The sequence below is a fragment of the Ciceribacter thiooxidans genome, from assembly GCF_014126615.1.
Taxonomy (GTDB): Bacteria; Pseudomonadota; Alphaproteobacteria; order Rhizobiales; family Rhizobiaceae; genus Allorhizobium; species Allorhizobium thiooxidans.
This window is the reverse complement of the sequence record NZ_CP059896.1, coordinates 810981-832834: the sequence shown is the minus strand read 5'-3', so window position 1 is coordinate 832834 and position 21854 is coordinate 810981. Positions and strand designations below refer to the sequence as shown.

Sequence of the window (21854 nt, the reverse complement as noted above, 5' to 3'; positions counted from 1 at the left end):
GGCCGGCCACCGGGCACCCTTAAGAGGTCACGCTTTCCACGAAACCGAAGGTCAAAGGCGCCGTCTCCCGCCATTGCGAGGAGCCGAAGGCCTTGCCCGACGAGAAAGGCCAAGGTCATGAAACGCACAACCATCCGCTTCGCCGGGGCGAGCCTGGCTGCCACCGCCCTCCTTGCCGTAGCACCGGCTGCCGCGGCGAACGGCCTCAAGATCGAAAACCTGAAGAACACCGGCGCCGACATGCTCTCCGCGGAGGACGTCGAAACCGCCGTTCCCTTGCCGGAGAGGACCACAAGCCCGGAAGCGCTCGAGGAGATGAAACAGCGCTTCCGCGAACTGAGCCCCGGCGCGCCGGAGATCGAGCGGAAATCCAACCTGAAGCAGCAGGGCGTCCCGGAACGGATCGACAATCCCGGTACCGCCGATCCCTACTGGAGCACGGGCCGGCTCATCTTCCGCAAGGCCGACGGCAAGCTCTACGCCTGCACCGCGCAGTTCACCGAGGATTTCAAGGTCGTGCTGACCGCAGCGCACTGCGTCTACGACACCGACGATGCTCATGACTGGAACCACGATTTCCTCTTCCAGCGCGCCTACGCCAACGGCACGTCCGTTCAGGATGTCGGCTGGAAATGCATGTCGCTCTTCACGTCCTATCACACGCCGTCGGAAAACTTCGCCTACGACTACGCCTTCATCCTGACGGATGTCGATGACGGCCGCCCGCCGCTCGCGCTGCGCACCGGCGAACCCGAAAAGGACGCGATCACCGCCGTCGGCTATCCGTACAACTATGACGAGGGACGTTACCTCTACAAGGTCGACGGCCGGTGGTCGTCGATCTCCGGCGGCATCGTCACCATGAAGGGCAACCCGATGCGCAGCGGCAACAGCGGCGGCGCATGGTTCGCGAGCTTCAAGGTGGACGGTGGCGTCGACGACAATCTCGTCATCAGCCTCAACTCGCACCACCTCGAAGGCGTCGACGACGAGGAGAACGGCCCGCTCTTCACCGCCGACACCGAACGGCTGATGGAGCACGTGCGCCAGGCGAAGTGCGACAACTAGACCGCTTCCGGCCGCGCCGGACACCCTGACCCGGCGCCACCCCGGGTCGGCGTCGATCGCCTGCCGCCGCCCTCGTCTCCGTGCCGCCGGGCATCCGCAGACGAAGGCAGGCGATCGACGACGTCTCTCCCTTCGCACCGAAACATGTGCCCGATCGCCGCAGAGCGGCCCGCACGGTTGCACCGGCGCGTCAAACCCGCCATGTAGAGCTGGCGGCTCCTTGAGGTTCTATCGGTGACTGAAGACGTAATCACGCTCTACGAAGCGATCGGCGGCGACACGACGGTGCGCGCGCTGGTCCGGCATTTCTACCATCTCATGGATACGTTGCCGGAGGCCGCCCGCTGCCGCGCCGTCCACCCGAAAGACTTGAGCGGCAGCGAAGAGAAGTTCTACGAATATCTGACCGGCTACCTCGGCGGTCCGCCCATCTACATGGAGAAGCGCGGCCATCCGATGCTGCGCCGCCGCCACATGATGGCAGAGATCGGCCCGGTCGAGCGCGACGAATGGCTGCTCTGCTTCCGCCGCGCACTCGACGAGTCGATCGAGAGCGAGATGCTGCGGAACATCATCTGGGATCCTGTCGAACGGCTCGCCCACCACATGCAGAACAAGGAATAGCACGCCGGATGGACCGCATTCGCCCCCTCTTCCTGCTGCTCGCGGGGCTCATGGGCGCCGCCGGCGTCGGGCTCGCCGCAGCTGCAACCCATCTCGGTTCGGAAACCCTGCTGCGTCCCGCCTCGATGATGTGCCTCGCCCATGCGCCGGCACTGCTTGCCCTTTACGCGGGCCACCGGCAGATCCGCACGGCGACCTCCGCCGGACTGGTGCTCGCCATCGGCACATTGCTCTTTGCCGGAGATCTGTCAATGAAGCAGTTCGCCGGCGCCAGCCTGTTTCCGATGGCGGCACCGACGGGCGGCATCCTGATGATGCTCGGCTGGCTCATCGCCGGTTTCGGCGCGTTCTTCCGTACCCGACAGGACTGAAGGCACCACAAGAAGCCGATCAGCTCCGCCGCCGCTTCTCGTTGCGCTTCCAGCGCGGCAGCGGAAACGCGATGACGTTTGCCGCGCCGCGTCCGTTTTTGCCGCCGCTATAGGCGCCGTGCGGCAGACGGGTGACCGGCCGCTGGTGCAGGCCTGGAATGGCGACGACCTCGGCTCCGGCGGCGTTCCGCTCCGTCTCTTCGGCCAGCCGCTCGCCGAGTTCCGTGGCAAAACCCTCGCCATGTCGTTCCGCAAGCTTCTGCAAGCCGATCAGGAGCGCGGGGTCTGGAGCATCGTAACTCATGAGACATCGTTCCTTTCGCTCATCGTCTGGAGCGCCCGCTCCAGGCTGGACTTCGAGCCATTGCGCAGAGGAATGAACGTCTTGCCGAGCTTCTTGCAGCCGGTTTTCACCCTCAGACACGCGTCATGGCTGATACAGTCGATCGGGCAGAACACGCAGTCGACCGAGGGGAGCACGGTGTCGATGCGCGACACTGCCTCCCGTAAACCGCCGTCGTGATGGATAAGTTCCGCGCCGTAGCTGCTAGCGATCTGGCGAAGATGGGCGACCTGGCAATCGCGCCCGCCGACATAGAGAAAGCTGCGGACCTCGCTGGAGGACCGCCCGCCGGCCTCTGCAGGAGCGGCTGTCTCGACTGCATTTCGAGGGCTGCTCTTCCTGTTCTTCTTCGCCATGCTCCACCTTCTGTCGGTTGCGTCTGCCCCGGCAGCGGCGGCAATCCGGCCGCTGCGATGAGCAACCTACAAAACATGAGTTTCACAGTAAAGAATAAACTTGAGACTTATCCTCATCTTTATTCCGGAGCGGACGACGGCAGGTTTTGCCCCGCCACCACCGCGCCGTTCGCGAGTTCCAATGGTCAGTAGGGAAGGCCGACATAGTTCTCCGCCATCGCGGTCTGCGCGGCCCGCGAGGAGGAAAGATAGTCGAGTTCGGCCTCCTGCACCCTGCTGCCGAAATCCCCGTCATCGGGAAAGCGATGAAGCAGCATGGTCATCGACCAGGAGAAGCGCTCCGCCTTCCAAATCCGCGACAGCGCGCGGGCCGAATAGGCGTCGAGCCCGGCAGCCTTCCTGTCGGCGTAGTACTCGCGCAGTCCCTCGAAGAGGTAGTGAACGTCGGAAGCGGCGAGGTTGAGCCCCTTGGCGCCGGTCGGCGGCACGATATGGCCGGCGTCGCCGACGAGGAAGAGCCGACCGAACCGCAGCGGCTCGGCCACGAAGGACCGCAACGGCGCGATCGACTTTTCGATCGACGGCCCGGTCACCATCGCCTCGGCCAGGTCCTGCGGCAGCCGCCGGCGGATTTCGTCCCAGAAGGCGTCGTCCGACCAGTCCTCCACCTTGTCCGTCAGCGGCACCTGCACATAGTAGCGGCTGCGCGTATGGGAACGCTGCGAACAGAGCGCAAAGCCGCGTGCGTGATTGGCGTAGATGAGTTCGTGGTGGACGGGCGGAACGTCGGCGAGAAGCCCGAGCCAGCCGAAGGGATAAACCTTCTCGAAGGTGTGGAGGCCCTTGCCCTCGACCGAGGCGCGGCAGACGCCGTGAAAGCCGTCGCAGCCGGCAATGTAGTCGCAGTCGATGCGGTGGGTGACACCGTCCTGCTCATAGGTGACATAGGGCGAGGCACCGTCGAAATCATGCGGCGTGACGTTGGCGGCATTGTAGATCGTCCTGCCCCGGTTGCGGAGCGATGATCCATCAGGTCGCGGGTGAGTTCCGTCTGGCCGTAGACCATGACCGACGTGCCGGTGAGGCCCTTGAGGTCGATGCGCTGACGCCGCCCGAGAAACGAAAGCTCGAAGCCGTCGTGGACCAGACCCTCCTCGTGCATCCGCTCGCCGCAGCCGGCGCGGTCGAGCAGGTCGACGGCCCCGACCTCCAGCACCCCGGCGCGAATGCGCCCGAGAATGTAGTCGCGGTCGACGCGGTCGAGGATGATGTTGTCGATACCCGCATTGGCGAGCAACTGGCCGAGCAGCAGCCCGGACGGGCCGGAGCCGACGATAACGACTTGGGTGCGCATGGAAATCCTCCCTGATTTCTTGCCAAATGATAAGCCCGCGCCGCTTGCCCACAATGGAAAATTCCGGCAAATATTTGGACGTTTCGAACATCATGGCGACGGACCAGAATGAACACGCGCGTTCCGACCTATGCCCTCTACGGCGAAGATACCGCTGAAATCCCCGAATTTTGGGTTCATGCGGAATCGATCGCCAGTCGAAGCCGCCTCCATGGCTGGGAAATCAAGCGGCATCGCCACGCGTGCCTCTTTCAAATTCTGCACATCCGCCACGGCAAGGGCGAGGCGTTGATCGGCGGCGAATGGCACCCCTTCACGGCGCCGGCGGCGATCGTCGTGCCGGAGCGCCATGAGCACGGCTTCCGTTTCTCGACCGACGTCGACGGCGCCGTCATCACCCTGATGTCGAAGCGACTGCCGGCCAGGCTTCCGGCACACAAGGGGATTGCCGAATGGCTGTCTCGCCCCCGCCTGACGCAGATGCCGGCGGATCATCCGGATACGCCCTACATCGGCGAGACTCTAAATCGCATCGAAGGCGAGATCACACAGGCGGGCAACAGCCCCTCGCCGCTTCTCGAGGCGATGCTAATCTCGACGCTTCTCCTCGTCTTCCGCATGGGCGGAGCGACGGAAGCGATGGAGGCCGGTCGGGATCAGGTGCGCTTCGAACAGCTGACCGCGCTCATCAATGATGGCTTTCGCGCGCACCAGCCTGTGACGTTCTACGCACGCGAGCTCGGCGTTTCGGTCACTCATCTCAACCGCATCGCGCGCGCAATTGCCGGAAAGCCGGTGAGCCACCTCGTCGCCGAGCGCATCATATCCGAAGCCAAGCGAGATCTCGTCTTCGCGGGCATCACGATCCAGCAGGTGGCGGACGGCCTGGGCTTTGAGGATCAGGCCTATTTCAGCCGATTCTTCTCCCGTCATGCGGGCCTCTCCCCCGCCCGCTACAGGGACCGCGAACAGGCCCTGCTCGGCGGCTAGAACCCTTGCGTCACCGGCGTTGCGCGACACTTCAACGAAAAAATTTTACCGTTTGATAAATTTTTTATCTTGAGTTACCGTCATTGCAATCGCGCCATAAAAAAGAGGGAACTGCGATGCGAAGACTGGAACCGGGCCTGAGGGCCGGGCGGCTCGACGCTGCCGAATATGCAAAGAATTTCTCCGACCTGCACCCGCGCCTCGGCGACCACGAGGCACTGGTGGCCTCGGACCGCTGTTACTTCTGTCACGATGCACCGTGCATGACGGCCTGTCCGACGGCCATCGACATCCCTATGTTCATCCGCCAGATCGCGACCGGCAATGCGACCGGCGCGGCCAAGACGATCTTCGACCAGAACATCCTGGGCGGCATGTGCGCCCGCGTCTGTCCCACCGAAACGCTCTGCGAGGAGGCCTGCGTGCGCAACACGGCCGAGGAGCGCCCGGTCGAGATCGGCCGGCTGCAGCGCTACGCCACCGATCTCGCGATCGACGAGGGCCGCCAGTTCTACCAGCCCGCGGCATCGAGCGGCAGAAGCGTCGCGGTCGTCGGCGCCGGCCCGGCAGGCCTCGCCTGCGCCCACCGGCTTGCGATGCACGGCCACCGCGTGACGATCTACGATCACCGCGAGAAAGCGGGCGGCCTCAACGAATACGGCATCGCCGCCTACAAGGCGACCAACGACTTCGCCCAGGCGGAAGTCGACTACGTGCTCTCGATCGGCAATATCGACGTCATCAACGGCGAGATGCTCGGCCGCGACTTCACGCTGGCCGACCTCCAGGCGAAACACGACGCAGTCTTCCTCGGCATCGGCCTCGGCAACGTCAACATGCTCGGCATTCCGGGCGCCGACATCAACGGCGTGGCGGATGCGGTGGAGTTCATCTCCAACCTGCGCGAGGCGTCGAGCAAGGGCGACGTTCCGGTCGGCCGCGACGTCGTGGTCATCGGTGGCGGCATGACGGCGATCGATGCTGGCGTGCAGGCCAAGGCACTCGGCGCCGAAAACGTCACGATCTGCTACCGCCGCGGCAAGGAGCACATGAACGCCTCGGAGTTCGAGCAGGATCTCGCCGCTTCCAAGGGCGTCAGCATCCGCCACTGGCTGCAGCCGAAGGAGGTCGCCCATCACCACGGGCACGTCTCGGCAATCACCTTCGAGTACACCCACGTCGAAAGCGGCATGATGAAGGGCACCGGCCACACCGTCGAGATCAAGGCCGACCAGGTCCTCGTGGCGATCGGGCAGAAGCTCGATCTCCTCGGCGTCGAACAGTTGCAGCTCGAGGCCGGCAAGATCGCCATCGATGGCGAGGGCCGCACTTCCGTTCCCGGCGTCTGGGCTGGTGGCGACTGCGCGGCGGGCGGCAAGGACCTGACGGTTTCGGCCGTCGCCATGGGCCGCGACGCGGCCGAAAGCATCAACCGGTCTCTCGCCGCTGCGGCGGCGGGCGTCACTGCTGTCGCCTAAAGGATCGGGAGAGATATCATGGCTGATCTTCGCAACAACTTCGTCGGCATCAAGTCTCCGAACCCGTTCTGGCTCGCCTCTGCACCGCCGACCGACAAGGCCTACAACGTCGAGCGCGCCTTCAAGGCGGGCTGGGGCGGCGTCGTCTGGAAGACGCTGGGCTCGGAAGGGCCGCCAGTCGTCAACGTCAACGGCCCGCGCTACGGCGCGATCTGGGGTGCCGACCGCCGGCTGCTCGGCCTCAACAACATCGAACTCATCACCGACCGTCCGCTGCAGGTGAACCTGCAGGAGATGAAGATGGTCAAGAAGAACTGGCCGGATCGGGCGCTTGTCGCCTCGATCATGGTGCCATGCGTCGAGGAAGAGTGGAAGGCGATCCTGCCGCTCGTCGAGGAAACGGGTGCAGACGGCATCGAGCTCAACTTCGGCTGTCCGCACGGCATGTCCGAGCGCGGCATGGGTGCTGCGGTCGGACAGGTGCCGGAATACATCGAGATGGTCGTGCGCTGGTGCAAGCAGTACACCCGCATGCCGGTGATCACCAAGCTGACGCCGAACATCACCGATGTCCGCAAGCCCGCGCGTGCCGCCAAGGCCGGCGGGACAGACGCCGTGTCGCTCATCAACACGATCAACTCCATTGTCTCGGTCGACCTCGACAACTTCGCGCCGAACCCGACGGTCGGCGGCAAGGGCACCCATGGCGGCTATTGCGGCCCGGCGGTCAAGCCGATCGCGCTGAACATGGTCGCCGAAATCGCCCGCGATCCGGAGACCTATGGTCTGCCGATCTCCGGCATCGGCGGCGTCACCACTTGGCGCGATGCGGCGGAATTCCTGGTGCTTGGCGCCGGCAACGTCCAGGTCTGCACCGCGGCGATGACCTACGGCTTCAAGATCGTCCAGGAGATGATCAGCGGGCTTTCCGACTGGATGGACGCCAAGGGACACCGTACGCTCGACGACATCTGCGGCCGGGCGGTGCCGAACGTCACCGACTGGAAGTATCTCAACCTCAACTACATCGCCAAGGCACACATCGATCAGGACGCCTGCATCAAGTGCGGCCGCTGCCACATCGCTTGCGAAGACACCTCGCACCAGGCGATCACGGCGATGGTCGACGGCATTCGCCACTTCGAGGTCAAGGAAGAGGAATGCGTCGGCTGCAATCTCTGCGTCAACGTCTGCCCGGTCGAGAACTGCATCACCATGGTCGGTCTCGAGCCCGGAACGATGGACCAGCGTACCGGCAGGCCGGTCGACCCGAACTACGCCAACTGGACGACGCACCCGAACAACCCGATGGCGGTGCAGGCGGCGGAATAGTCGTCGCAACGCTTCCGTCGCCTCATAAAATATCGTCTTTCAGGGCCGAGCAAACCGCGGCCCTCTTCTTTTCGTGCTCCGCCAGCAATGGAACACGCATCATCCACCCAAGGTAAGGCAATCGGGCGCCCACAACTCGATTCAGAAATTCTTCAAGGGTTTCCTCCATCCTGCAGTTTGCACAAGGGAGGCTTTCCTAAGCTTTCGTCACAATTCAATCCGTTGCTCGATCCGTTTCAAATATGAACCCAACCGACGACAGACGCCCGAACTGGCAATACTTTCGGTCCGTCCTGCCCTACTATCTGCCGGCGATCATCGTCGTCGTCGCTCTGGCGATTTCCATGGCGTATGCGGAAAAGCAGCGCCAGCACATCAGCATGGACAACCTCCGCGCAGAAGTGACGGAAAATCTCGGCCTCATCCGGGCCAAGCTCGAAGGCAACATGAGCGCAAACATCCAGCTGCTCAAAGGCCTCGTCGCGGCGCTCGAAACGGAGCAGACGATCGATGGGGAACGGTTTTCGGCGCTCTCCAGGAGAATTTTGAGCGCGAAGTCGCAACTGCGGAACGTCGTCGGCGCCCCTGACCTTAAGGTCGCATACGCCTACCCCTATGAAGCCAACAAGGCCGTCATCGGCCTCGACTATCGTACCAATGCGGCGCAGCGAGACGGCGCGCTCAAGGCTGCGGAGACCGGACATTTCGTCGTGACCGGCCCTGTCGACCTGCTCCAGGGCGGCCGCGGACTTGTCGTGCGCTACCCGGTGATGGTCGAAAAGGCGGGCTCAGCTCCCGTCCTGTGGGGCATCGTCTCGGGGGTCGTGGACATCGAGAAGCTGCTCGCCGACAGCGGCCTTTTCGCCAGATCCCTGGACATCGACATCGCCATTGCAACGACCGAGGACGGCCGGCTCATCGAAACCTTCTACGGCGACTCCACGACCTTTGCGCGCGCGCCGGTCAGCATGCTCATCAACTTCGGCCATGAGAGCTGGAAGATCGCTGCGGTCCCGAAGGCCGGCTGGAGTCAGCCACAGACGGACATGTGGGTCTCGCGCCTGTGGATGCTGGCGGTCGGTGCGATGATCCTCGGACCGGTCATCTGGGTCGCCAGCCTTCTGCGCGAACGGCAAAAGAACATTGCCGTGCTGTCTCGCCACCAGGAGGAACTGCACGCCCTCTCGCACCGGCTCGACATCGCGCTCGAGGCCTCCAAGATCGGGGTCTGGGAGCTCGACCTGGCGACGGGCGCCCTCAACTGGGATGGCCGCATGGCGCAACTCTATGGCGTCGAGATCTCCGCCGTCGGCAACACCTACGAAACATGGCGGAACGCGCTCCACCCGGCGGATCTCGAGGAGGCCGAACGGGTCTTTCGCACCTGCATCGCCGACGGCACGGATTACGCGACCGAATTCCGCATCGTCACCCCGTCGGGCCAGGTTCGCCATATCCGCGCGCTCGGCACCACCTACCGCGACTCCTTCCTCCGTCGGAAGATGGTCGGGGTAAACTGGAACGTCACGGCGGACGTGACGCTGCAGCAGGAACTGCGCGAGGCGAAGGCCCGGGCGGAATCACAGAACCGCGAACTCGAGCTCGCCCGCCAGCACATGGAGCACAATTCGCTTCACGATGCGCTGACCAGCCTGCCGAACAGGCGCTATCTCGACCAGTATCTCGCCAAGCTGAATGAGAAGGCGGGAGAAGCAGAACACTTCACGCTGCTTCACATCGATCTCGACCGCTTCAAGGACATCAACGACACGCTCGGCCACAGCGCCGGCGATCACATCCTGAAGCAGGCGGCGCTCCGGTTGCGCGAGAGCATCCGCGCGGAGGATTTCGTCGCCCGCATCGGCGGTGACGAGTTCGTCGTCGTCTGCGCAGGCGCCTTCAACGAACGGGAACATCTCGACCTTGCCAAACGGCTCATCGATGCGATCAACCTGCCTCTGACCTATGCCGGGCACGAATGCCGCATCGGCGCCAGCATCGGCGTCGCCTCGCGCGCCGATTCCGGCATGCAGATCGAGCAATTGCTGGTCAACGCCGACATCGCCCTTTACGAGGCGAAGCGGCACGGACGCAATCGCGTCGAACGCTACAACGACGAACTGAAGTCATTGACCATCAGCACCAAGAAGACCGCGGACGCCATCCTCCGGTCGCTGGAGCAGAACGACTTCGTCGCGTACTTCCAGCCACAGTTCGACGCCCACACGCTGGAGATTTCAGGCGTCGAAGCGCTTGCACGGTGGGAGCACCCGGAACTCGGCATTCTCGGCCCCGACAGGTTCCTGAAGGTCGCAGAGAACCTCAACGTCGTCTCGCAGATCGACGCGACGATCCTCGACCAGGCGCTGTTTCAGCTCGCTCGCTGGCGCGCCAACGATCTCGACATCCGCAAGGTGTCGGTCAACATCTCCGCCCAGCGTCTTTTCGACGAAAGCCTTTTCCAGCATCTCGACCAGTTGAAACTGCTGCCCGGCAGCCTGTCCTTCGAGCTCCTTGAGTCGATCTCTTTCGACGATAACGGCTCGGCGGTCATCGAGAACATCGAACGAATCAGGCGCCACGGCATCGACATCGAAATCGACGATTTCGGCACCGGCTACGCCTCGATCCTGTCGCTGCTGAAGATCTCCCCGCGTCGGCTCAAGATCGATCGCCAGCTGACCTGCCCGATCATCGGATCACCGGCACAGCGCCGGCTGATCAGTTCGATCGTTGAGATCGGCCGTTCTCTCGGCATCGAGATCGTCGCCGAAGGTGTGGAAACGATGCAGCACGCGGCGATCCTGCGCGACCTTGGCTGCCAGTCCCTGCAGGGCTATGCCCTCGCCCGCCCCATGGACGGGGCAGCTTTCCTGCAGTTTGCGAAGGACCGGGCGCGCCCGGCCGCCGAAGACAATCGATCGGCGTAATCCTTGGCCCTCTCCGTCTTTGTAATCGTCCTTTTCGCCGCCGCTCTTCACGCGACATGGAACGCACTCGTCAAGGGCGCGGGTGACAAGCTGCTGACGACGGTGCTCGTCGCGGCCTCCGCCTCCCTGATCGCCGCCGTGGTCCTCCCCTTCCTCCCTCAGCCCGCTCCGGCGAGCTGGCCCTTTATCGCCACCTCGACCGTGCTGCAGGTCGGATACTTCGTGCTCGTCGCCCGCGCCTATCATGCGGCCGACATGAGCCAGACCTATCCCCTGATGCGCGGAACGGCGCCGTTGCTGGTCGCGCTCGCGAGCACCACGTGGATCGGCGAGCCCCTTTCGACCGCCGGCTGGATCGGTGTCGCCGTCATCTGCGCCGGGATTCTCAGCATGATGGGCGGACTGCCGGGACGCGACAGCCGAGCCGGCGTCATGCTCGCCCTCATGAACGCCGTGGTCATCGCCGGCTACACATTGGTGGACGGCGTCGGCGTCAGGCTGTCCGGATCGCCGGCGGCCTACACGCTCTGGCTATCTCTCCTCACCGGCCCGCCGCTGCTGCTTTGGGCCCTCCTCACCCGCCGCGAGGTCTTCCGGCGCTACAGCGCCGGCAACTGGCATCTCGGACTGATCGGCGGCATCGGGACGCTCTCCTCCTACGGAATCGCGCTCTGGGCGATGACGCTCGCGCCCGTTGCGGTCGTCGCGGCGCTGAGGGAGACGTCGATCCTGTTCGGCGCGGCGATCTCGGCGCTTGTACTCAAGGAACGGGTCGGGGGCACGCGCATCGCCGCCGCACTCATCATCGCCGCCGGCGCGATGATTCTCCGCATGCGCTGACCGGCGTCGGGCACACCTCGGCACGAAGCGTCTCCCACAATCGGTTCTTCCGGCCACCGCCGCGCCATGCTACGGCGGTGCCGCGACGTGCGTCGCGATCGGCAGGGAATGGTCATGACGAACGAGCAAACGTCTGCAAACAGGCATAATATTCACGCCACGGGACGGCAGAAGCTGCTGGCCCATCTGGCGATGCTGCTCTTTGCCATGCTGATCGCCTCGTCCTTCTCGATCGGCGGTCTTGCCACCCGTTCCATGCCGCCGATCGCGTTGCAGGCGGTGCGCTATGGGGCGACCGTCGCCGTCATCGGCACCTTGTGTTTCGGCATCTTCCGGCATCGCTTCCGCCTGCCGTCCGAGCCGGCGCGCTTCTTCGTCCTCGGCCTGCTGATGGCCGTCTACATGGTCACCATGTTCATCGCGCTGCAGTTCACCGCACCCGTTGCGACCGGCGCGGTGTTCACGCTGATGCCGCTCGCAAGCGCCGTCTTCGCCTGGATGCTGATGCGCCAGCGCACCCGGCCCGGCGTGCTGCTGAGCCTGCTGCTTGCCGCCGTCGGCGCGATATGGGTGATCTTCCGCGGCGATCTCGCCGCGCTCCTCGCCTTCGACGTCGGCCGCGGCGAGCTCATCTATTTCGTCGGCGTGCTCTGCCACGCGGCCTATGTGCCGCTGCTCCGCCGCTTCAATCGCGGCGAACCGGCGATCGTCTTCGTCTTCTGGGCGACCGTCTGCACCCTCTTCTTCATCCTGATTCCGGCGACGCCGCAGCTTGCGAGCATCGATTACGCCGCTCTGCCCGGCTTCGTCTGGTTTGCCGCACTCTATCTCGCGGTCGTCACCACCGGCATCACCTTCTTCCTCTTGCAGTTTGCCTCGATGCGCCTGCCCGCGCCGAAGGTGCTCGGCTACGGTTACCTGACGCCGACTTTCATCATCATCCTGGAAGGCCTGATCGGCCACGGCTGGGCCTCCGCGTCCGTCTTTGCCGGTGCGCTGGTCACCGCAGGCGGTCTCCTCCTGATGGCACGGCTGCCGGACTGATTAGCTGGCCCCTATCGGAACGAGCCCGCGCACGAAGAAGGCTTCGAGGAAGCGCGCCGCATCCTCGAAACGGTCGTCACAGGCCCGGCCTTCACCGAGAACGGCCCGCACCTGGACGTCGAAATCGGCATAGTGCTGGGTCGTCGACCAGATCGAGAAGATCAGGTGGTAGGGATCGCAGCCGACGATCTTGCCCGCGCTTATCCAGCTTCGGATCACCTCGACCTTCTCGTCGACCAGCGCCTTCAGCGGGCCTTTGAGCACGTCCTCGATGTTCGGCGCGCCCTGCAGGATTTCGTTGGCGAAAAGGCGGCTCTCGCGCGGAAAATCACGAGCCATCTCGAGCTTGCGCCGGATGTAGGAGCGCACCTCTTCCTCCGGGTCGCCTTCCGCGTCGAAGGCGCGCAACGGTTCGAGCCAGGTGTCGAGAACCCGGTCGATGAGGGTACGGTGCATCGCCTCCTTGGTGCGGAAATAATAGAGCAGGTTCGGCTTCGACATGCCGGCGACCTCGGCGATCTGGTCGATGGTCGCACCACGGAAGCCCCGGCGGGAAAATACGTCCAGGGCGGCTTCGAGGATCACCTCCTCCTTCTCCTCCTGGATGCGCGTCCGGCGCTGCGTCTGTGCTGCCCTCGGTATCGCCATGCGTTCCTCCTGTCGCCCGTCGGCCGCCGCTGTCACTGCCCTCTTCCGCTGCACATCTTTTCGGCAATTGCCCGCCAAATTGTCGTGTCTTTTTGATTTTTCCGGCTTGAGTGCGGCGATGGAAGTAGTAATGTTTACCAATCGGTCAAATTATCTGCCAGTTGTCTGACAAAGGCAACCGGGGATGTGACACCGGACAAGGCACGAAGAGGCCGCCCGGGACCATGGGAACAAAAAGAGGGCATGCGGCTTGCATGGCCCCATCGAAAAACTGGTGAGGATTTTGCAATGACGGCTGCACCCGGCGAGAATTTGCGCGTGAACGGCGATCGCCTGTGGGATTCACTCATGGAAATGGCGAGGATCGGCCCCGGCGTTGCCGGCGGCAACAATCGCCAGACGCTGACCGACGCCGACGGCGAAGGCCGCCACCTCTTCAAGAAATGGTGCGACGAGGCCGGGCTCACCATGGGGGTCGACAAGATGGGCACCATGTTCATGACCCGCCCCGGCACCGACCCCGATGCGCTGCCCGTCTATGTCGGTTCGCATCTCGACACCCAGCCGACCGGTGGCAAGTTCGACGGCGTGCTCGGCGTGCTCTCCGCCCTCGAAGTCGTCCGTTCGATGAACGACTTGGGCATCAAGACCAGGCATCCGATCGTCGTCACCAATTGGGCCAACGAGGAAGGCGCGCGCTTTGCGCCGGCCATGCTCGCCTCCGGCGTCTTCGCCGGCGTCCATACGCTGGACTACGCCTATGACCGCAAGGACCCCGAGGGCAAGACCTACGGCGAGGAGTTGAAGCGCATCGGCTGGCAGGGCGACGAGGATGTCGGCGCCCGCAAGATGCACGCCTATTTCGAATATCACATCGAGCAGGGGCCGATCCTCGAGGCCGAAGACAGGCAGATCGGCGTCGTCACCCACTGTCAGGGTCTCTGGTGGCTGGAATTCACCCTGACCGGCAGGGAGGCCCATACCGGCTCGACGCCGATGGCGATGCGCGTCAATGCCGGCCTTGCAATGTCCCGCATCATGGAAATGGTGCAGACGGTCGCCATGGAGAACCAGCCGGGCGCCGTCGGCGGCGTCGGACAGGTCTTCTTCTCTCCCAATTCCCGCAACGTTCTGCCGGGCAAGGTCGTCTTCACCGTCGACATCCGCACCCCCGACCTCGCCAAACTCAACGCCATGCGCGCGCGGATCGAGAAAGAGGCGGCCGTGATCTGCGAAGCGCTCGGCGTCGGCTGTTCGGTGGAGGCGGTCGGGCATTTCGACCCCGTCACCTTCGATCCGGTGCTGGTGGAACGTGTCCGCAAGGCCGCCGAACGGCTCGGCTACAGCCACATGAACATCATCTCCGGCGCCGGCCACGACGCCTGCTGGGCGGCCAAGGTCGCGCCGGCAACCATGGTCATGTGCCCCTGCGTCGGCGGCCTCAGCCACAACGAGGCAGAGGACATCTCCAGGGAATGGGCCACCGCCGGCGCCGACGTGCTCTTCCACGCGGTGCTGGAAACCGCGGAGATTGTGGGGTGATGTCACCCGCCTTCGGCGCCCCCTCGTCCGGCCCTTCGGGCCCCCTTCTCCCCGCTGGGGAGAAGGGGGTGCGCGCCGCGACCTTCCAGTCTCCGGCGACCGGGTCAATTATGCCATTGTTTGGCCTCAAGAAATGGAGCGCACCGCGCCGGCGTGACCTCTTCTCCCCCGCGGGGAGAAGGTGGCGCGCAGCGCCGGATGAGGGGGTCTCCCGCATGGCAGACGATCGACCGGACATCACCAAGCGCCGCCCGGGCAAGACAGATCAGGCACGAAGGCGAGCGGCATGACGCACGGAAGTCTGCAACAAGAAACACACGTGACACGGGGAGAGTGAGCATGAGCACAGTCATCAAGGGCGGCACGATCGTCACCGCCGATCTCACCTACAAGGCCGACGTCAGGATCGAGGGCGGCGTGATCGTCGAGATCGGCCCGAACCTTTCCGGCGACGAGGTGCTCGACGCCTCCGGCTGCTACGTCATGCCGGGCGGCATCGATCCGCACGTCCACCTCGAAATGCCGTTCATGGGCACCTATTCCTCCGACGATTTCGAAAGCGGTACGCGCGCCGGCCTTGCCGGCGGCACGACCATGGTCGTCGATTTCTGTCTGCCCGCTCCTGACCAGTCGCTTCTTGACGCGCTGCAGATGTGGCACAACAAGACGAGCCGCGCCAACGCCGACTATTCGTTCCACATGGCGATCACCGGCTGGAACAAACGCGTGTTCGACGAGATGGAAACCGTCGTTAGGGACAAGGGCATCAACACCTTCAAGCACTTCATGGCCTACAAGGGCGCTCTGATGGTGAACGACGACGAGATGTTCGCCTCCTTCTCGCGCTGCGCGGAACTCGGCGCGCTGCCGCTCGTCCATGCGGAGAACGGCGACGTGGTGGCCGCCATGTGCGCCAAGCTCCTGGCGGAAGGCAACAATGGACCGGAAGCGCACGCCTATTCGAGACCTGCCGAGGTCGAGGGCGAAGCGACCAACCGTGCGATCATGCTGGCCGACATGGCGGGGGTTCCGCTCTACGTCGTCCACACCTCCTGCGAACAGGCCCACGAGGCGATCCGCCGCGCCCGCCAGAAGGGCATGCGCGTCTACGGCGAACCGCTGATCCAGCACCTGACGCTCGACGACAGCGAATACTTCAACAAGGACTGGGACCACGCCGCCCGCCGCGTCATGAGCCCGCCGTTCCGCAACAAGCAGCATCAGGATAGCCTCTGGGCCGGCCTGCAATCGGGCTCGCTCTCCTGTGTGGCGACCGACCACTGCGCCTTCACCACCGACCAAAAACGCTTCGGCCTCGGCGACTTCACCAAGATCCCGAACGGCACCGGCGGGCTCGAAGACCGCATGCCGATGCTCTGGACCTACGGTGTTGCAACCGGCCGCCTGACGATGAACGAGTTCGTCGCCGTCACCTCGACCAACATCGCCAAGATCCTCAACATGTATCCGAAGAAGGGCGCGATCCTCGTCGGCGCCGACGCCGACATCGTGGTCTGGGATCCGAAGCGCTCGAAAACGATTTCGGCCGGCACCCAGCAGTCGGCGATCGACTACAACGTCTTCGAAGGCAAGCAGGTGACGGGCCTGCCGCGCTTCACGCTCACCCGCGGCATGGTCGCGATCGAGGAAGCGACCGTCAAGACACGCGAAGGCCATGGCGAGTTCGTCAGGCGCGAGCCGTTCCAGGCGGTCAACAAGGCGCTCTCCACCTGGAAGGAACTGGTCGCCCCCCGCAAGGTCGAGCGCACCGGCATTCCGGCGACGGGGGTTTGAGCGGTCCGATGGCGTTGGCGCTCGGCGTTCCCCCCCTCTGCCCTGCCGGGCATCTCCCCCTCAAGGGTGGAGATCGGAGGCGGCTGACCACTCGCCACACCTCCTCCTTGAGGGGGAGGTCGCCGCGAAGCGGCGGGTGGGGGTGATCCAGGCGACGAGTTCGGCTTCGGAAGTTCGCGCTGGCGGCTCATACATCACCCCACCCCGGAGCTTTGCTCCGACCCTCCCCCTCAAGGGGAGGGTGGGGTCGCGACGCGTCGTAGAACCGATCTCCCCCCGTGAGGGGGAGATGTCCGGCAGGACAGAGGGGGGTGCAGGCCACGCCCTCTTCTCCCCGTCGGAGGGAAGGGTAACCTCAAACCTCCACCAGCGCATCCAGCTCCGGCAACAGAACGACGCTTTCCTGCTCGTTCGGGTCGGTGCGGGCGATGATCGCCGAGCACGGCGTGCTGGAAAGGTTCGCCGGCAGGTGCGGCACGCCGGCCGGGATGTAGAACATCTCGCCCGCGTGCAGGATCACGTGGTTTTCCAGCCGGTCGCCGTACCAGGTATGCGCCTGGCCGGAGAGGCAGTAGATCGCGGTTTCATGGCTCTCGTGCAGGTGCGCCTTGGCGCGCGCTCCGGGCGGCATCGTCAGAAGGTGCATGCAGATGCCCTTCGAACCGACCGTCTCCGCCGCGATCCCCTCGAAATAGCTGAGCCCCTGCTTGCCGTCATAGGTGTTGCCGGGCTTGACGATGCGGCAGGTGGGTTTCGATGATGCTTCCATGGTCGCGACCTCTTCTCCCTGGCGGCCGTTCCGCCGTTTCCCTTTCGCCGCTTCTTCGCGGCGCCTCATTGACAGAATGCAAGAGGCCTGATGCCTTTGCAAGAAAGCCGAATGGTTCCAACGCATGACTGCACCCTGCTCCGTCGTCTCCGCCAAGGACCTCAGTCTGGTCTTCCAGACCAATGACGGTCCCGTCCATGCCCTGTCGAACGTCGATCTTGAGGTCGAGAAGGGTGACTTCGTCTCCTTCATCGGTCCCTCCGGCTGCGGCAAGACGACCTTTCTGAGGGTGATCGCCGACCTCGAAAAGCACACCTCCGGCGACATCACCGTCAACGGCATGACGCCGGAGGACGCCCGCAAGGACCGCTCCTACGGCTACGTCTTCCAGGCAGCCGCCCTCTATCCGTGGCGGACGATCGAGAAGAACATCGCCCTGCCGCTGGAGATCATGGGATATGGCAGGCAGGAGCAGCAGCGGCGCATCGAGGAGACGCTGAAGCTCGTCAACCTCACCGGCTTCGGCAAGAAATTTCCTTGGCAGCTCTCCGGCGGCATGCAGCAGCGCGCCTCGATCGCCCGCGCGCTCGCCTTCGACGCCGACCTCCTGCTGATGGACGAGCCCTTCGGGGCGCTGGACGAGATCGTCCGCGATCACCTGAACGAACAGCTGCTGAAGCTCTGGGCGGCGACCAACAAGACCATCTGTTTCGTCACTCACTCGATCCCGGAAGCCGTCTATCTGTCGACCAAGATCGTCGTCATGAGCCCGCGGCCCGGCCGCGTCACCGACATCATCCATTCCACGCTACCGAAGGAGCGCCCGCTCGACATCCGCGAGACAGAGGAGTTCTTGCGAATAGCCCACCGCGTCCGCGAGGGCCTGAAGGCGGGGCATAGCTATGATGAATAGTGCCCGCCCGGCAAGAAGGGCCCCTCCCCAACCCCTCCCCACAAGGGGGAGGGGCTCGGCCGCCCGATCCGCGCCCTTTGACACTGGCAGGACAATACCGCGGGTCTTCTCCCCCCTTGTGGGGGAGATGGCCGGCAGGCCAGAGGGGGTCTTTGTCAAAGGACGATCGCTACCGCTGGAGTGTCCCATGCCGCATTCCAATATCGATCCGAAGACCAGAAAACGTGCAAGGACCCTCCGCCGCGAACTGACTAAGGCCGAGCGGGAGATGTGGGATCTATTGCGAGATTTCAGACCCCGTGGCGCGCGCTTTCGTAGGGAGACACCGATCGGTCCTTACATCGCTGACTTCGCTTGGCTTTCTGCCCGGGTGATTGTGGAGGTCGATGGTAACAGTCACGAGACGGATAAAGGCCGAGCACACGACCTGCGCAGGGACGCATTTCTTCGCAGCCAGGGCTTTGAGGTTCTCCGTTTCGACAACGATCAGGTAGTCGACAACCCGAGCTACGTGTTCATCGCCCTGGAAAAGGCGCTGCAACAATTCCTGACGACGGAGGAGAGCCCATGACCTCCCCCTCCTACTTCCGCGACCGCATCCTGCCCATCCTGACCGTGCTCCTCGTGATCCTCGTCGTCTGGCACCTCTTCGTCGTCTACCTGAACGCGCCCTTCGTGCGCGACCAGGCCGCGCGCGCCGGCGAGACGGTAACCTTCGGGCAGGTGGTCGAGCGCACGTTCAACCAGGAACGGCCGGTCCTGCCCGCGCCGCACCAGATCGCCGTCGAGCTTTGGGATACCACCGTCGGCAAGGCGATCACCTCGAAGCGCAGCCTCGTCTATCATGCCTGGATCACGCTCTCGGCGACGCTCGCCGGCTTCGGCATCGGCACGCTGCTCGGCGTGCTGCTGGCGGTCGCGATCGTGCACAACCGCGCCATGGACCGCTCCTTCATGCCGTGGGTGATCGCCAGCCAGACGATCCCGATCCTCGCGGTGGCACCGATGATCATCGTGGTGCTGAACTCGATCGGCGTTTCCGGCCTGCTGCCGAAGGCGCTGATCTCGACCTACCTCTCCTTCTTCCCGATCGTCGTCGGCATGGTGAAGGGGTTGAGGAGCCCGGACACGATCCTGCTCGACCTGATGCACACCTATAACGCCAGCCGCTTGCAGATCTTCTGGAAGCTGCGCTGGCCGGCCTCGATGCCCTATCTCTTCACCTCGCTGAAGGTGGCGATCGCCATTTCGCTCGTCGGCGCCATCGTCGGCGAGCTGCCGACCGGGGCAGTGGCCGGGCTCGGCGCCCGCCTGCTCTCCGGCTCCTATTACGGGCAGACGATCCAGATCTGGGCTGCCCTCTTCATGGCGTCCGGTCTTGCCGCCGTCCTCGTCACCATCGTCGGCATGGCCCATTCCGCCGTCCTGAAGCGCATGGGGGAAAAGCCGTGAACAGCGCCTATCTGATCTTCGCCGTCCTGTTCTGGCTCGGCGCCTGGGGCCTCAACGAATGGCTGGTGCGCCGCCGTTTTGCGGCACCGGCCGCAAGGCGGGCAGCCCGTATCGCCGTTCCGCTGATCTTCGGCATCACGCTGCTGGTCGTCTGGGAATGCGTCGTGCGTGGTTTCTCGATCCCGTCGATCCTGCTGCCGCCACCCTCGGCAATCTGGACAAAGCTCGTCGGGTCCGTGCCGACCCTCTGGGCCGATTTCCGCCAGACCTTCCTGAAATCGGTGCTGACCGGCTATGTCTTCGGCTGCGGTCTCGGCTTTGCAGTCGCGATCCTGATCGACCGCTCGCCCTTCCTCCAGAAGGGGCTGCTGCCGATCGGCAACTTCGTCTCGGCACTCCCGATCGTCGGCGTCGCGCCGATCATGGTGATGTGGTTCGGCTTCGACTGGCAATCGAAGGTCGCCGTCGTCGTCATCATGACCTTTTTCCCGATGCTGGTGAACACGGTCCAGGGCCTTGCCTCGGCAAGCCATATCGAGCGCGATCTGATGCGCACCTACGCCGCGAGCTGGTGGCAGACACTGGTGAAGCTCCGGCTGCCGGCCGCCTGGCCGTTCATCTTCACCGCCCTCAAGATCAATTCCACGCTGGCGCTCATTGGCGCGATCGTGGCAGAATTTTTCGGCACCCCGATCGTCGGCATGGGGTTCCGGATTTCCACGGAAGTGGGGCGTTCGAATGTCGACATGGTCTGGGCCGAGATCGCGGTCGCCGCGCTCGCCGGTTCGGTCTTCTACGGGGTGGTGGCGCTGGCAGAGCGTGCCGTCACCTTCTGGCATCCGTCTGTCCGTGGTGGACAGGCTTGAACAAAAAAGAGGGAACAGGAATGAAAACGACAATCGCATCTCTGCTGCTGGCCGGCGCCGTCTCGCTGATGGCGATGCAGGCCGCAGCCGCCGACAAGGTGACACTGCAGCTCAAATGGGTGACGCAGGCGCAGTTCGCCGGCTATTACGTCGCCAAGGACAAGGGCTTCTACGAAGAGGAAGGCCTTGACGTCGAGATCAAGCCGGGCGGCCCGGACATCGCCCCGCCGCAGGTTCTGGTCGGCGGCGGCGCCGACGTGATCGTCGACTGGATGCCCTCCGCACTCGCCACCCGCGAAAAGGGCGTGCCGCTCGTCAATATCGCCCAGCCGTTCAAGTCGTCCGGCATGATGCTGACCTGTCTCAAGGAGACCGGCATCACCAAGCCGGAAGACTTCAAGGGCAAGACGCTCGGCGTCTGGTTCTTCGGCAACGAATATCCGTTCCTCTCGTGGATGGCCCATCTCGGCATCAAGACCGACGGATCGCCGGACGGCGTGACCGTGCTCAAGCAGGGCTTCAACGTCGACCCGCTGTTGCAGAAGCAGGCCGCCTGCATCTCGACCATGACCTATAACGAATACTGGCAGGTCATCGACGCCGGCATCAAGGCGGAAGACCTCGTTACCTTCAAGTACGAGGACGAAGGCGTGGCGACCCTCGAGGACGGCCTCTACGTGCTCGAGGACAAGCTGAAGGACCAGGCCTTCAAGGACAAGATGGTCAAGTTCGTCCGCGCTTCGATGAAGGGCTGGAAGTGGGCAGAGGAAAATCCGGATGACGCCGCAGGCATCGTTCTCGACAACGACGCCTCCGGCGCCCAGACCGAGAAGCACCAGAAGCGCATGATGGGCGAGGTCGCCAAGCTGACCGCCGGCTCGAACGGCGCCCTGGACGAGGCCGACTACAAGCGCACGGTCGCGACGCTGCTCGGCGGCGGATCGGATCCGGTCATCACCAAGGAGCCGGAGGGCGCCTTTACCCATGAGATCACCGACGCTGCATTGAAGTAGTCTTCGGCGACGCCAGAACGACAAGAACGACCAGGACGCACGGGTCACCGCCCGTGCGTCTTGCTGTTGCGAGACGGGCACAGTCCGGCCGTTCCTCGGTCAAAACTGGATGTAACGGCGACCGTGT

Annotated in this window: 20 protein-coding genes and 1 pseudogene; 16 read left to right on the top strand and 5 right to left on the bottom strand. The window is 64.1% G+C overall.

What is annotated here, in order from left to right:
- Nucleotides 1-117: 117 nt before the first annotated feature.
- The 3 genes from H4I97_RS03850 to H4I97_RS03840 all read left to right on the top strand — a co-directional run bounded on the left by H4I97_RS03850 (nt 118) and on the right by H4I97_RS03840 (nt 2063).
- Nucleotides 118-1068 (top strand): trypsin-like serine peptidase, encoded by a 951-nt coding sequence (locus H4I97_RS03850; protein WP_182306618.1) that lies wholly within the window; start codon nt 118-120, stop codon nt 1066-1068.
- Between the two features lie 234 nt (nt 1069-1302).
- Nucleotides 1303-1692 carry a group II truncated hemoglobin gene (locus H4I97_RS03845; RefSeq protein WP_182306617.1) on the top strand — a complete coding sequence of 130 codons (390 nt, stop codon included), beginning with the start codon at nt 1303-1305 and terminating at the stop codon, nt 1690-1692.
- Between the two features lie 8 nt (nt 1693-1700).
- Entirely contained in the window at nt 1701-2063 is a 363-nt protein-coding gene (locus H4I97_RS03840; RefSeq protein ID WP_182306616.1) for a DUF423 domain-containing protein, read from the top strand.
- A gap of 19 nt (nt 2064-2082) precedes the next feature.
- On the opposite strand, the gene H4I97_RS03835 is transcribed toward H4I97_RS03840, so the two are convergent.
- The 3 genes and pseudogenes from H4I97_RS03835 to pobA form a co-directional block, all read right to left on the bottom strand.
- Nucleotides 2083-2367 (bottom strand): hypothetical protein, encoded by a 285-nt coding sequence (locus H4I97_RS03835; protein WP_182306615.1) that lies wholly within the window; start codon nt 2365-2367, stop codon nt 2083-2085.
- Nucleotides 2364-2762, bottom strand: coding sequence for a DUF2325 domain-containing protein (locus H4I97_RS03830; protein WP_182306614.1), 399 nt, complete (start codon nt 2760-2762; stop codon nt 2364-2366). Before H4I97_RS03830 ends, H4I97_RS03835 begins: the two co-directional genes overlap by 4 nt.
- 185 nt (nt 2763-2947) lie before the next feature.
- Nucleotides 2948-4116 (bottom strand): annotated as a pseudogene (gene pobA, locus H4I97_RS03825) (4-hydroxybenzoate 3-monooxygenase).
- A 108-nt stretch (nt 4117-4224) separates the two neighbouring features.
- Between pobA and H4I97_RS03820 the strand changes: the two are divergent.
- The 6 genes from H4I97_RS03820 (at nt 4225) to H4I97_RS03795 (ending at nt 12730) form a co-directional block, all read left to right on the top strand.
- A complete protein-coding gene (locus H4I97_RS03820; protein WP_182306613.1) occupies nt 4225-5106 on the top strand; it encodes a helix-turn-helix domain-containing protein in 882 nt (293 codons plus the stop codon).
- Nucleotides 5107-5222: 116 nt separating this feature from the next.
- Nucleotides 5223-6584, top strand: a complete 1362-nt coding sequence (locus H4I97_RS03815; protein WP_182306612.1) for an NAD(P)-dependent oxidoreductase — start codon at nt 5223-5225, stop codon at nt 6582-6584.
- Between the two features lie 18 nt (nt 6585-6602).
- On the top strand, nt 6603-7916 hold the full coding sequence (gene preA / locus H4I97_RS03810; RefSeq protein ID WP_182306611.1) for an NAD-dependent dihydropyrimidine dehydrogenase subunit PreA: 1314 nt from the start codon (nt 6603-6605) through the stop codon (nt 7914-7916).
- Nucleotides 7917-8158: 242 nt separating this feature from the next.
- Nucleotides 8159-10846, top strand: a complete 2688-nt coding sequence (locus H4I97_RS03805) for a bifunctional diguanylate cyclase/phosphodiesterase (protein ID WP_182306610.1) — start codon at nt 8159-8161, stop codon at nt 10844-10846.
- Between the two features lie 3 nt (nt 10847-10849).
- Nucleotides 10850-11686: an EamA family transporter gene (locus tag H4I97_RS03800; RefSeq protein ID WP_182306609.1), complete on the top strand. Its 837-nt coding sequence runs from the start codon at nt 10850-10852 to the stop codon at nt 11684-11686.
- A 114-nt stretch (nt 11687-11800) separates the two neighbouring features.
- On the top strand, nt 11801-12730 hold the full coding sequence (locus H4I97_RS03795; RefSeq protein ID WP_244658706.1) for a DMT family transporter: 930 nt from the start codon (nt 11801-11803) through the stop codon (nt 12728-12730).
- Here H4I97_RS03795 and H4I97_RS03790 read toward each other — a convergent pair whose 3' ends face one another.
- Nucleotides 12731-13378: a TetR family transcriptional regulator C-terminal domain-containing protein gene (locus H4I97_RS03790; protein WP_182306608.1), complete on the bottom strand. Its 648-nt coding sequence runs from the start codon at nt 13376-13378 to the stop codon at nt 12731-12733. It abuts the gene before it with no gap.
- 288 nt (nt 13379-13666) lie between these two features.
- Between H4I97_RS03790 and H4I97_RS03785 the strand changes: the two genes are divergently transcribed.
- Together H4I97_RS03785 and hydA are read left to right on the top strand one after the other, a co-directional pair.
- Nucleotides 13667-14920 (top strand): Zn-dependent hydrolase, encoded by a 1254-nt coding sequence (locus H4I97_RS03785; RefSeq protein WP_182306607.1) that lies wholly within the window; start codon nt 13667-13669, stop codon nt 14918-14920.
- A 339-nt stretch (nt 14921-15259) separates the two neighbouring features.
- Nucleotides 15260-16714, top strand: a complete 1455-nt coding sequence (gene hydA, locus H4I97_RS03780; protein ID WP_182306606.1) for a dihydropyrimidinase — start codon at nt 15260-15262, stop codon at nt 16712-16714.
- A gap of 355 nt (nt 16715-17069) precedes the next feature.
- On the opposite strand, the gene H4I97_RS03775 is transcribed toward hydA, so the two are convergent.
- On the bottom strand, nt 17070-17483 hold the full coding sequence (locus tag H4I97_RS03775) for a cupin domain-containing protein (RefSeq protein WP_182306605.1): 414 nt from the start codon (nt 17481-17483) through the stop codon (nt 17070-17072).
- A gap of 124 nt (nt 17484-17607) precedes the next feature.
- Between H4I97_RS03775 and H4I97_RS03770 the strand changes: the two genes are divergently transcribed.
- From H4I97_RS03770 to H4I97_RS03750, 5 genes are all read left to right on the top strand, one after another.
- Nucleotides 17608-18396, top strand: coding sequence for an ABC transporter ATP-binding protein (locus tag H4I97_RS03770; RefSeq protein ID WP_182306604.1), 789 nt, complete (start codon nt 17608-17610; stop codon nt 18394-18396).
- Nucleotides 18397-18583: 187 nt separating this feature from the next.
- Nucleotides 18584-18967 (top strand): endonuclease domain-containing protein, encoded by a 384-nt coding sequence (locus tag H4I97_RS03765; protein ID WP_182306603.1) that lies wholly within the window; start codon nt 18584-18586, stop codon nt 18965-18967.
- Nucleotides 18964-19848 (top strand): ABC transporter permease, encoded by an 885-nt coding sequence (locus H4I97_RS03760; protein ID WP_182306602.1) that lies wholly within the window; start codon nt 18964-18966, stop codon nt 19846-19848. The genes H4I97_RS03765 and H4I97_RS03760 overlap by 4 nt, the downstream gene beginning before the upstream one ends.
- The gene (locus tag H4I97_RS03755; RefSeq protein WP_182306601.1) at nt 19845-20714 is read left to right on the top strand and encodes an ABC transporter permease; all 870 of its coding nucleotides are present in this window, start codon (nt 19845-19847) and stop codon (nt 20712-20714) included. Before H4I97_RS03760 ends, H4I97_RS03755 begins: the two co-directional genes overlap by 4 nt.
- A gap of 20 nt (nt 20715-20734) precedes the next feature.
- Nucleotides 20735-21727: an ABC transporter substrate-binding protein gene (locus H4I97_RS03750; protein WP_182306600.1), complete on the top strand. Its 993-nt coding sequence runs from the start codon at nt 20735-20737 to the stop codon at nt 21725-21727.
- Nucleotides 21728-21854: the final 127 nt, after the last annotated feature.